This is a genomic window from Ochrobactrum sp. PL_is501, assembly GCF_055816895.1.
In genome coordinates this window covers 166007-177624 of sequence record NZ_JBVPGR010000035.1, presented here as the reverse complement: position 1 = coordinate 177624, position 11618 = coordinate 166007, and the positions used below count along the sequence as shown (strand labels likewise).

At 56.7% G+C, this 11618-nt stretch carries 14 protein-coding genes; 13 read left to right on the top strand and 1 reads right to left on the bottom strand.

Features of this window, described 5'->3' with window-relative positions; genetic code table 11:
- Positions 1 to 3 precede the first annotated feature (3 nt).
- The gene (locus AC0TOF_RS12070; protein WP_473768411.1) at positions 4 to 1350 is read left to right on the top strand and encodes a hypothetical protein; all 1347 of its coding nucleotides are present in this window, start codon (positions 4 to 6) and stop codon (positions 1348 to 1350) included.
- Entirely contained in the window at positions 1351 to 1839 is a 489-nt protein-coding gene (locus AC0TOF_RS12065) for a hypothetical protein (protein ID WP_473768410.1), read from the top strand. It begins immediately after the preceding gene.
- 131 nt (positions 1840 to 1970) lie between these two features.
- Here the strand turns inward: AC0TOF_RS12065 and AC0TOF_RS12060 are convergent, their stop codons facing one another.
- Positions 1971 to 2873 carry a glycosyltransferase family A protein gene (locus tag AC0TOF_RS12060; protein ID WP_473768409.1) on the bottom strand — a complete coding sequence of 301 codons (903 nt, stop codon included), beginning with the start codon at positions 2871 to 2873 and terminating at the stop codon, positions 1971 to 1973.
- Positions 2874 to 3059: 186 nt separating this feature from the next.
- On the opposite strand from AC0TOF_RS12060, the gene AC0TOF_RS12055 reads away from it, so the two are divergent.
- The 11 genes from AC0TOF_RS12055 (at position 3060) to AC0TOF_RS12005 (ending at position 11448) form a co-directional block, all read left to right on the top strand.
- Positions 3060 to 4310, top strand: coding sequence for a phage tail sheath family protein (locus tag AC0TOF_RS12055; RefSeq protein WP_473768408.1), 1251 nt, complete (start codon positions 3060 to 3062; stop codon positions 4308 to 4310).
- Positions 4311 to 4377: 67 nt separating this feature from the next.
- Positions 4378 to 4914 (top strand): phage major tail tube protein, encoded by a 537-nt coding sequence (locus tag AC0TOF_RS12050; protein WP_006472360.1) that lies wholly within the window; start codon positions 4378 to 4380, stop codon positions 4912 to 4914.
- 65 nt (positions 4915 to 4979) lie between these two features.
- On the top strand, positions 4980 to 5387 hold the full coding sequence (locus AC0TOF_RS12045; protein ID WP_473768407.1) for a phage tail assembly protein: 408 nt from the start codon (positions 4980 to 4982) through the stop codon (positions 5385 to 5387).
- A gap of 113 nt (positions 5388 to 5500) precedes the next feature.
- Complete coding sequence (locus AC0TOF_RS12040; RefSeq protein WP_473768406.1) at positions 5501 to 7774, top strand: phage tail tape measure protein; 2274 nt, start codon at positions 5501 to 5503, stop codon at positions 7772 to 7774.
- Complete coding sequence (locus AC0TOF_RS12035) at positions 7774 to 8196, top strand: phage tail protein (RefSeq protein ID WP_151657822.1); 423 nt, start codon at positions 7774 to 7776, stop codon at positions 8194 to 8196. The genes AC0TOF_RS12040 and AC0TOF_RS12035 overlap by 1 nt, the downstream gene beginning before the upstream one ends.
- Complete coding sequence (locus tag AC0TOF_RS12030; protein ID WP_006472365.1) at positions 8193 to 8432, top strand: tail protein X; 240 nt, start codon at positions 8193 to 8195, stop codon at positions 8430 to 8432. Before AC0TOF_RS12035 ends, AC0TOF_RS12030 begins: the two co-directional genes overlap by 4 nt.
- Before the next feature lie 4 nt (positions 8433 to 8436).
- The gene (locus AC0TOF_RS12025; protein WP_151651024.1) at positions 8437 to 9567 is read left to right on the top strand and encodes a phage late control D family protein; all 1131 of its coding nucleotides are present in this window, start codon (positions 8437 to 8439) and stop codon (positions 9565 to 9567) included.
- 57 nt (positions 9568 to 9624) lie between these two features.
- Positions 9625 to 10299, top strand: coding sequence for a peptidoglycan recognition protein family protein (locus AC0TOF_RS12020; protein WP_063881997.1), 675 nt, complete (start codon positions 9625 to 9627; stop codon positions 10297 to 10299).
- Between the two features lie 17 nt (positions 10300 to 10316).
- Entirely contained in the window at positions 10317 to 10760 is a 444-nt protein-coding gene (locus AC0TOF_RS12015; RefSeq protein WP_473768405.1) for a hypothetical protein, read from the top strand.
- Positions 10761 to 10765: 5 nt separating this feature from the next.
- The gene (locus AC0TOF_RS12010; protein WP_473768404.1) at positions 10766 to 10993 is read left to right on the top strand and encodes a hypothetical protein; all 228 of its coding nucleotides are present in this window, start codon (positions 10766 to 10768) and stop codon (positions 10991 to 10993) included.
- Between the two features lie 122 nt (positions 10994 to 11115).
- A complete protein-coding gene (locus AC0TOF_RS12005; RefSeq protein WP_151651022.1) occupies positions 11116 to 11448 on the top strand; it encodes a hypothetical protein in 333 nt (110 codons plus the stop codon).
- Positions 11449 to 11618 lie beyond the last annotated feature (170 nt).

The window sequence follows — 11618 nt, the reverse complement described above, 5'->3', positions numbered from 1 at the left end:
TAAATGGCCAACACGGCAAACTACGAATGGCCTTTGCCGTCCCCTAAAGGCATCCAAATGGAGGAGGTCGCAAAAATTGCGGCCTCCCTTATTGCTATCGATAAAAAGGTAAAGGAAGCGGAAACGGCGCTATCCACGCACAAGCATTCATTTGCTGATTTGCTGGACAAGCCGACGACGCTTGAAGGCTACGGCATTACTGACGGCATGACGGCCGCAGAAATTGCCGCCGCGATTAAGGCCGCAATTGACGGGGTGGTAAACGGTTCTGGCGCTGCCCTCGATACGTTGAAAGAACTTGCTGACGCCCTTGGCAACGACCCCCATTTCGCGACCACAGTTAGCAACGCATTGGGAGTGCGAGTTCGGGTCGATGCTGCGCAAAGCTTTTCGCTCGCACAAAAGGCGCAAGGGCGCGGAAACCTTGATGCTCTCGGGACGGTCGACAAGGGTAAGGCGAACGGTGTCGCCAGTCTCGACGGCACGGGCAAGGTTCCAGCCGCCCAGTTGCCCGCTATGGAATATCTTCCGATCACTGGCGGAAAGGTGAACGGCGAAACCCATTTTCGAAACGGCACCAACGCCAGTGGCGCGCATGTTCTTGGATTGGGTTGGAGCAATAAAGATTTCCCCCTCTGGAAATTCGTTATCGAAACAGATGGTTCTTTGCTTCTGGCTGGCTACAACCCGGATACGGGCACTTGGTTGAAGTCCCCGATCAGATTTATCAGAAATACGAATGATCCGTCCGGCGTAAAGGTGGAGGGTGATGTTCGTGCTACCGCTTGGATATATGCCGGTGAAGCCAACTTGCAGACCGACGGCAACGTCTTCGGGTCTGCATGGGGAGGCAAGCTTTCTGATTTCTTGAACACCGCAAGGCTAGGTGCTTCCGCTTTTCCTCGTCGCTCCGACGGCCACCCTGTTCAATTTCAATGGAGCGGTCAGCCCGGTCAGCCTACGTGGGTTTGGGGCGGCACTGGTGCCGAAGGCGATGCCGGTATTTATCGCGTATGGAACCCCGCCAACTTCAGCGTGAATTACGCAACTAGTGCAGGCAACGCAAATACTGTGGGGGGTGCAAGCTGGGCGCATATCAATGGGGTCATTGAAGACCGTTCCTACTGGCGCACCCGTGATTACATGTTGGCAGAACTTGTGCCAGTCGGCGGCTACGCTTTCCTAGACCCCTACGGTGGCTACGGCCCCGGCGACACGTTCGGTGGCAATGTGATGCGATGGGCTTCGTCAGGGAGTTATCCGGGAAGCTTTGTCAATTATGGCACATGGCGTTCCGTCGCTCATGCTACGGGCGGCAAAACGTCAGGAATGTTCCAAAGGATAGGGTAAATGAAAATTATCGACGTAATCGGTCTAAAATGGCTCGACCCTGAACACACAATGCTTGGCGGGACAGCAGTCACCACAGAATTTGGCCCGGTTCCAGTTTGCGTTCGTGAGAATTACGATTTGGAATACGGCCGGAAGCTTTGGGAGGACGCCCATGCCGGTAAATACGGTTCGATCTTCGAATATGTCGCGCCTCCGAAACCAACGCCGGAACAATTGCGGGCCGAAATGCCTCTGCTTGAAAAGTGGCGCGTAGATACGATCATCGACCTTGAACCGGGGCTTCGGGATGCAATTAATATCGCTATTGCCAATTGGCCCGACCCAAAAAGTACAATTGCGAAGAACAAGCTTGCAAGCGTCACCCAATTTTCCCGCCTCGACCCACTTTTTGATGAATTGGGGGCCGAACCCGGAGTGGGTAAGTCTCCGGACGATATCGATATAATGTGGACTGCGGGAGCGGCGCTGCCGCCCGCACTGTCTTAAATGAAGCGCATAAAGATTGTTGAGAGGAGTTTACAAGCTTTTTGCTGGTAGAACGCAAAACAAATGGCTCGGTTTGAAGACTAGGACTAAATCCTTGCTGTCAACTACAAATTAAATTGGAGAAGACCTTTTTACTTTGACACATCAGCACTCAACTCCTGTACCCGTCTTCTCGCCATTTCGGCCATTGAACGGGTTCGATGGACAGCTTTTGGGTCAATAGCCCCGTCTTTCTTCCAAATTCCGTAATGGGTACGGAAATATTCGATGACAAGCAGATCGGCATTTGTTCGGTCATGCGCGCCTTCGACCAAGTCTGTGAGAGCATCAATCCCGGCTGCGCCGTTGTCCACAACATGGAGACCCTTGCCTGTCATCCAGATTGGAACACCGACCCGCTCCAAATGTCCTGACAGCCACGCATCATCTACAGTCCACATTACATCGGGGATTTCGTAAAAGGCTTCATCGAACCATTCAGGACGGACTAGCACGCCAGCAAATCCAGCAATCATATCCACAAAACCGGGAGTCGTTCGATTTGGCCTATACCGGTATAGATAAAGCGCACGCTGCAACCTATACCGCCAGTCCTTCGGGCGAGACTTTCCGCGCGGCAAGCGTTCCGGCGACCTACATTCGTCAGCGATATCGGGGAAGCTATCGCCTTTCTCGACGATACACGCATTCGGGTGCAGCTCGCTGGCTTCTTTCAGTCTCCGGTGCCAATGCCGGTCATAAAGCACATCATCATCACAAAAGATGAGGTCAACATTCTGGTGCTTCAGGTCGTGAGCAGCAGGTAAAACCTTCGTTGCAGGCCCGTAGTCCATGTCGCATCGCACAATGCGAACTCCGGCTGGAACCACCGGCAACGTACCGTCCCAATTTGGGAAGCGCCGATACGTCTTCGGGATATAGACGCGGACTTCATGAGGCTTGACGCTTTGCGACAGCAACGACCTCAATGTTGGCTCAAGCAAATGAAAGCGTGAAGGAATAGACGATAGCGTCACTACCGTTGGTCTGGTCATGTGGCCCCCGCGATCTAAAATTTAGACCATAAAGCCTCGTATTCCATCGTGTCGGGGAAAATGTCAACCGCCGCTGACGCCATTAAAAGCCGCCCGTAATCGGCTTTTTACTTTTAAGAACCACCGAAGCCCGGCCATCGCGCCGGGCTTTTTCGTTTTCTGGATTGCTCACAAAGGAGAAATGGAATGAGCGACCCTACCTTCGGCCTTTCGATTACTCGCATAGATAACGAGCCACGGCCCGCGATCCTGACCAACATGTCAATTGTCGGAATGGTGTTCACTGCGCCGGCAGCGGATGCAGACGCCTTTCCTTATGACCGCGTCGTGCAGTTCTATTCTGACGACATTGCCATGTTGTCGAAGATGGGGAAGACGGGCACCGGCCCGATTGCGGTTGAGCTTATCAATCAGCAACTCGGGGAGTTTCAGGCGGCCGCGACGATCATCGGCGTTCGCGTTGAGGAAGGCGCAGACGTCGCCGCGACGATTGCGAACCTTCGCGGCAACATCAACGACCGAACTGGCATGTATGCGCTTCTTAATTCCGGTGCGGAACTTGGCCTCACGCCCCGCCTGATTTGCGTGCCTGGCTACACGTCACAGATTGCGGAAGGCGCAAGCGCGAATGCCATCGTTGCGGGACTGCCGACACTTCTCGACCGTCTCCTCGCCGTGGCGGTTGTCGATGGCCCGTCGACCAATCAGGCGGCCGCTATTGCTTGGCGCGAGAGCATTCAATCGGAGCGCATCATTGCGGTCGACGGCGGCGTCAAGTACATGAACGATGACGGCGAAGTCGTCGTCGTTCCTGCCTCCCCTGCAATTATCGGTGGTGCCGTTCGTCGGGATCATGAGTTTCAGGGACGTCCGTTCCACTCGTGGGCCAACCAGCCGATTTACGGGATCGTCGGGCCGTCGCGTCCGATCGAATTCTCGATCCTCGACGGGGCGACAGAAGGTCAACAGCTACTCGCGAAGAACATCGGCGTTATCGTCCGGGGCGAAAGCTCCGATGGCGCGATCGCGGATGGCGGATATGTATACGTTGGCACTGACACGTGCTCCGAAGACACGCTTTGGCGCTTCTACAATCAGGTGCGCGGCCGCGATTATATCCACCTGATGTTTATCAAAACGCTTCGTTATTTCCTCGGCCGCCGCAATATCGACCGTGGGACTATCGAAGACATTCTCGCGACGATGAAGGGCGGCCTTCGCGACATTCAGGCAACCGGCGACCTTCTCGGTTTCCGGGTCGGGTTCAGTAAGGACACGAACAGCCCCGAACAGCTTCGCCTTGGTCGCTTTACCGTGGCGTTTCAGGCCGAGGAGCCGCCCGTCCTGCGCTACATCGGCATCCAGTCGGCGCGCTACCGCCCGGCGCTTGATGCCCTCCTCGACGACCTGCTTACGAGCCTCGACGTCGCAGCTTAACCCGGTTCGCGCGGCGGCTTAGGCCGCCGTCGCTTCCTCTTGTTCCTCGATTTCGGAGAAATCAATCATGTCGAACATTTATATCATGGAGGCTGCGAACCTTTTCGTCGGCGACCACGATCCGAAGAACTCGAAATTCCTCACTCTTGAGGAATTGAAGCTACCCGACTTGCAGGAAACGCTTGTCGACCACACTCCGGGCGGCGGCAAGGTTGGCGTCGAGTTCGCCGTCGGCGTTCAGAAGCTTGAGCCGACGTTCAAGCTTAAGGGTTGGGACGCCCCGCTCCTGCGGGACTTCGGCCTCGGAACGACAAAGCGGAAAGTATTTACCGCTTACGGCGTCGTGCGGGACAAAAAGACGGGCGACGCTCTGGAAGCAAAAGCCATTATCGAAGGCCGTCTTTCCAAGGTCGCACCCGAAGCCTTCAAGCGCGGCGAAACGATGGGACACGATTATTCCATCAATGAGGTGCTGCATTACGAAGTTTTCTTCGATGGCAAGGAAGAATTCTATTGGGATTTCTTCACGAACACGCTTCGTCAAGGCGGGGTCGATCCCGACCCCGACTTCAACAATATCCTTCGTATCAGCAACGGCGGCTAACCGCTGAATAGCTCTCCTTCCCGGCCCGCTCTCATGCGGGCCTTTTTTCTGTTTCAGGTTCCCAAATGACAAAGCACACGCTTCAATACCCGATCGAAATCAACGGCTCGACCGTGTCGTCGGTTACGATCCGCAGGCCGAAGGGCGGCGACATGGTCGTTATTGGTGACGACGTGGCAGACCTGATGCGCTTCTATTCGTCGAACGCGAAGGCCGCCCAAGAAATCAACAATGCGCAAGTCGCGGCAGAGCTTGCCGGTTCCGAGCCTGATTTCGAAAAGATCGCATCGAAGATGACGCCGCCAGACAGTCGCGTCTATACGGCAATGATTTCCATCGTCGGTCGTTTGACCGGGATCGGTGAGGCCGCCGCGGAACTGGACGTCGCCGACCTCCAAGATATCGCTGCAAAGGCCCTCAACACGGGGGAAGCTCCGGGGCGTGGGGCGGCGACGAATGGCGACGAGCAATAGCCCTCGTCGCCAACGCTACCAACACGCCCCTAACGTTCTTTCTCGACCTGCCAGTCGGTGAACTCCTCGACTGGCTTGAAACGGCATCGCAGCTACCCCCGAGGCGTATTTAAATGGCAAATCTTACTTCCGTTCTCACGGTTCGGCTGATCGATGCCGTTGCAGGCCCCGCCCGCGCGGCGGCAAACTCCATTCGGGGTATCGGCAATGCCGTTGACAGCACGAATGCGCGCCGCCTCGCCATTGGCGGGGCGGTTAGCACGATGGTTTCCGACGTCGGCAAGCAAACACAAGTCCTAAAGAGAAACCTTCACAACATGACCACCGGGCTTTCAATGCCCGCTGGTTTCCTGACGTTCTTTGGCGCGCGCGCGGTCTATGACTTCGAAAAGACGTCGAACTCTCTGCAAGCTGTTACGGACATAACCGACGAACAGCGCAAGTCGATCCAGAGCTACGCGAAGGAACTCAACGAGCTTTTCCCGGCCACGAACTCCGAAATCATGAAAGGCGCTTACGAACTCGGCCGAGCCGGGTTCAAGTATGACCAGATCATGGGTTCCATGAAGGGCATGCTTAACCTTGCGCTGGCTGGCGACATTGCGATCAAAGAAAGCTCCGATATCGCCACCAATATTCTGACCGCGATGCGCCTACCAATGAAGACGGTCGAGCAAGCTTCGGACAGCCTGACCCGCGTCAATGACGCCCTCGCCTATTCCGCGTCGAATTCGAACACCGACGTTCGAATGATGGGCGAAACATTCAAGTACGTCGGCCCGATGGCCGCCGCTGCGGGAATGTCGATTGAACAGGTTGCCGCCGCTTCAATGGTCATGGCCCGTAACGGCATTCGGGCAAGCGAAGCCGGCGTCGCGATGCGATCCGCTCTCGTCCGCATGGTCCGACCGACGAAGCCTATGCTTCAAGCCCTCGATCGGATCAACGTCGATATCAACAAGTTCGTGAAGGGCGGCCGACAGATCAGCGCGAAGGATATTATTGGATCGCTCGCCGTTGACGGTATCGACGCGAGTTCCTACGCGAAGCAAATCGAGCAGGTTCTAAACGATCCGAGCCTCAATAAGTCTTTAAGCAAGTTATCGGCCAAACTTGCCGAAATCATCGGCGGCGACGGCACGGCCGTCGACAAGTCGAAGCTCGCCGAAACGATTACGGACGTTCTCACGGCCGCCGGTTCGGAAGTGGACTTTTTCGGCTTCATCCGCGCGCTACGCGAAAAGGGTGCTGACCTTGGCGACATTGCCCGCATTTTTGACGCTCGACAGGGTTCGCGACTGATTACGCTTCTCGCGGGCGATCTCGATAAGGCCCTGTCCGACGTCGAGAAGAATTCGAAGGGCGCAACCGACCGCATGGCTAAAACGATGATGAAAGGCATCGTAGGCGATTGGGCCGAGTTCGAAGCGTCGGTCGAAAATCTATTTGTGTCGATTGCAGAAAGCGGCGTCCTGAAAACCGCGTCCGAAGCTTTCAAGCTCGCCGCTGACGGGTTGAAATCTCTCGCGCAGTCGAACCCTAAGCTCCTCGAATTCGGAACTTACGCCCTCATGATTGCGGGTGTACTCGGGCCAATTGCCCTTGTCGGCGGAGGCGTGATTTCATTCTTCACGTCCCTTCTAGCGATGCTGTTGCTTGTGACAAAGGTCGGGCGCGGTGCGCTCGGCGTCGCAGGCGCTGCGATGGGTATCTCGGGGGCCGCTGGCGCAACCGGAGCCGGAGCGGCCGCCGCAGGTGCGGCGGCAGGGGCTGGCGCAGCATCGAAGGGAAGTTCGCTTCTCGGCAAGGCTGCCAAGGGTGCCGGTATCATCGGCACCGCTTGGACGGTCAAGGAAGTGCTGGACGCTGTTGACCCCGAGGGCAATCTTTGGGGCCTGACGAGCGGCATTGACGCGTGGATCGAAAGCAAGACCGGCATCAACCCGTCAAAAGTCGGCGGAAGCCAGCGCGTCGGGCCGGAAGCCACACCGGAAGAAGGCCGGGCGCATGACATTTCCGAATGGCAAGCACGCCAAGCGGAAATAGACGCCCGACTTGCGCAAATTGAGAAAAACACTCACCCGGCAATGCGTGACATGCCGAACATCGAGCGAGACAATTTGCAGGCCGAGCGCTCTATGCTCGATCAGCAAATCAATGCGGCGATACCGCAGGCGCAGCCTGCCGAAGCCGCGGCGGCCGCTAAGCAAACGATGGACGGATACAACGCCGCATTGTCGACCGAACTTTCGGCGGCCGAGGCGCAGATTGACGCGTTCATGGCTCGCATCAAACAAAAAATGGCGACGACCCTTAGCCCGGTGATTTCACCGCGCCTTGATACGTCGTCAATCTCGGGGCTTCACGCTGATATAGGGGTTGAATAATGCTTTTCCTTCTCGGCGCATTGTCATTCGAGATTTGGCCGCTCAATCCGACCAGCACCGACAGCGAGAACGGCGGCGACTATGTCGAGAAACCAGTAATGGGCCGACGCCCGCCACTGGAATTTGTCGGCGAAGCTACAGAGAGCTTTTCGTTCTCGGCCGTTCTGTTCCCCGAAAAGCTCGGCGGCCTTGAAAAGCTCGACCAGCTTCACGCCATCCGAAAAAGCGGCATTCCTCAATACCTCATGCGAGGTGACGGAAAGCCGCTCGGCTGGTTTGGCGTGACCGGGGTTAAGGAACAAGGTTCCTACCTTTCAGCGCAGGGCGTCGGGCAGCAAATCAACGTCGAAATAAGTTTGCTGCGGGGCGATGCCCCGCAAGACGCTGACTATTTCGCATCGGTCATAGGGATGCTGGAATGAGTTACCAAGGCAACGCGGAAACGATCGTCGTCAAAGGGGAAGCTATCACGCTTCCCCTTCTTGTTTGGCGGCGCTTCAAAAGGCAGCCCACCGGCTTTGTTGAGCGCGTTCTCGACTTGAACCCTGGCATTGCCGACCTCGGCCCCTTCCTTCCGGTCGGAACCGAAATCCTGTTTCCGGTCGATGCGCCAGAATTGGAGACGAAGGAACGGGACACCGTTCATCTTTGGGATTGATTAAATGGCAACGAGCAAAAAAACCGAGTGCGTTGTCATCGTCGACGGGCGCGACATTTCCAGCGCTCTTATGCCCCGGCTTCTCAATCTGAATATCTCGGATAAAGCCGGTGCTTCGAGTGACACAGTCCGCATTGACCTCGACGATGCGGACGGGAAAATTCTCCTGCCAAGCGAGGGCGTTTCGATTTCTGTGTCTCTTGGAGCCGCCGGAAAAGGCGCGGGCGTTGCTTTTCGTGGCGTGGTTGACGAGGTCCGTTCAAAAGGATCGCGGAGCGAGGGCCGCGTTCTGTCGATCAGCGGAAAAGGCTTCGACGCACAAGGGAAACCGAAACAACAGCAAGAAAAGCATTGGGACGAAAAGAAGCTCGGCGATGTGTTCGCCGAGGCGGCAAAGCTCGGCGGGATCGAAACCGTTCGCGTCGACGAGGAGCTTGCATCGATCATTCGTCCCTATTGGGCGATGCAATCGGAGAGCTTCATTCATTTTGGCGAACGTCTCGCGCGTGAAGTCGGCGGGACATTCAAAATCTCGAATGACGTTGCAATCCTTGCCAAACGCAACGGCGGCAAGTCAGCGAGTGGCAAACCGCTTGCTATCATCAACGCGACATACGGCGACAATCTTATCGCTTGGGATATCGCGCCCGTCACCGGCCGCCCTCGATATTCGAAAACTAAAACCCGTTGGTACGATGCCAAAACAGGCACGTGGAAAACGGAAGAAGTCGAGATTGAGGACGAAAAGGCCAAAGCCGAATTTATGAGCCGCTTTCCGGCCGGGGATGCTGCCGAGGCAAAGCGCTTGTCAGAAAGCCGGAAGGCGGACAGCGAGCGCGCCAAGGGCGAAGGCTCGATCACGATCGACGGCAACGCCGATGCGCAGCCCGAGGGATCGGTCAACCTTAGTGGTTCGCGTCCCGGGATAGATGGAACGTACCGCATCGACACCGTCAATCATGACTTTTCGCGCTCGACTGGTTGGGTAACCCGCCTCGACGTCAAACAGCCGCAGGGCGACGCCGGGAAGGACAAGCGCAAGAACTCCAACAAGAGCCGAAAAGGCCCGCGCCGCCAAAAGAATACCCCGACGCCGGTAACTGGCGGCGGGGGCGGATGGAGCACCCCGGACTAACCCCTACCCCATAGAAGGGCCGCAGCAACCGGCCATCACAAAACCAAAGGACAGAACATGACTACCGTGCTGACTATTCAGCGGCGGTTAGCTTCGCTCGGCTACAATCCGGGTGCGGCTGACGGCCTGATCGGCCCTAAAACGCTCTCCGCTATCGATGCGGCGCTTACTGCATTGGAAGGCAAAGGGGGCGCGCAACCAAGCCCTGCGGTTCGGTTCCTGCCGGAAGAATGGCTCCCTTGGGCGCAAATGCAACGTGTCATCGTCCATTGGACCGCCGGGGCAAACAAGGCGAGCGCGGTCGATAAGGCTCACTATCATGTGCTTATCGAAGGCGATGGCACTCCGGTGAAAGGCGATCCGTCGATCGCTGCAAACCAAGCGCCGGTATCATCCGGCTATGCCGCCCACACGTTGAATTGCAATAGCGGCTCAATTGGCCTGTCGCTCTGCGGCATGGCCGGTGCGGTCGAGAAGCCGTTCAATGCTGGCAAATATCCAATCACCCGGCAGCAATGGGAAGCGGCGATTAAGGCCGTTGCCGACCTATGCCGCCGCTACTCGATCCCAGTCACCCCGTCGACCGTGCTTTCGCACGCCGAAGTGCAGCGCACGCTTGGCATCCAACAGCGGGGGAAATGGGACATTGCGATCTTGCCGTTTGAGCCTTCGCTCAACACGGCCGCTAAGGTCGGCGACGCATTCCGCGCCGCCGTCAAAACCATCCTCTAACCGAAGGAGAATTCGGAATGAGATTTTTTTCTATGATCGGCGTGGCAGTGTGCGCGGTTGCGGCTCTTGCCCTCGCGCTCCCGGCCGTTGCGACGGCCGAGGCCGCATCGTCACCCCCCGGCTTTTTTGAAAGCGTGAACCCGCTTCTCTTTAACCTCGCGTCGGCTGCGATCGCCGTTGGCGTGGGCTATGCCATCAAGCGGTTTACCGATTGGACCGGCATCGCAATCGAAGCGAAGCACCGCGAGGCGCTTCAATCGGCTCTCGAAAATGCCGCTCGGCTCGCAATCGGGCATCTGGAAAGCAAGCTGGTTGGTAAACCCGTTGACCTAAGTAATCCGGCGCTCTTGGCCGCGACAAAGTACGTTCGGCAATCGGTTCCCGATGCGGTCGGCTTCTTCAAGCTGACGGACGATAAAATTACCGACCTTATCAGTCCTAAACTCATTCCGAAGGCGTAGCGCCCATGACTGCGATCCTTCTCGGCATTCTAACGGGGGCGGCTGCAATAGCCGCCCTTTTATACAAAGCGTTTTCCGCGGGCAAAAAAGTGCAGTCCGCCGAAGACATAAGGGGCAAGGCGGATAGCTATGAAAAGGAAATCGAAAGGGTCGGCCGTGCCGCCGATGCTCGCGCTTCTGCCGAGCGTGATGCTCGCGGCGGGATGCTCGATGACGAGTGGACAAGGGATTAAGCAGAATGTGGACACGAACGCAGTTTGCGCAGTCTGGTTGCCGATCACGTCGAGTAAGAACGACACGGCACAAACGAGGATCGAGATTAAGGGCAACAATGCCGCCCGGAAAGAATGGTGCAATGTCGCTTCATGAATTCCTTGCGAGCCTCGGCCTCAATCCGAACTTCATCGTTGCGGGCACCGCTGGCGGCTTTCTTCGGGCACTATCCCGAAAGCAGTTCAAAATCCGCGAGGTTGTCTTCTCCCCGATTTGCGGCGCGCTTGCTGCCGCTTATCTGACCGAGCCAATCATCCACTACGCCCGCATGATGAATTGGCCCATGCCAACCGACGGCGCGCCCGAGGCAACGAACAATGCGGCGGCCTTCATCGTCGGCGTCATAGCAATGTGGATTACCGACATTCTGGCAGACCGCCTTATGCGCTTTGTAAAATCGCGAGACAAAGAATAGAGAAGCCCCGCTCGGCCATTAACCGAGCGGGGCTTTTTTTGTTTTTGTACCCTTGGAAAGTGCGGCCCGCCTGAACGAAAAAGCCCGGAATTCCGAGGGTAAAGGTTGGGCCGCACTTTCTTCCAACTAGTTGAAATCTTTACTTTCCCGTTCTTCGCAGCCGAATGCGG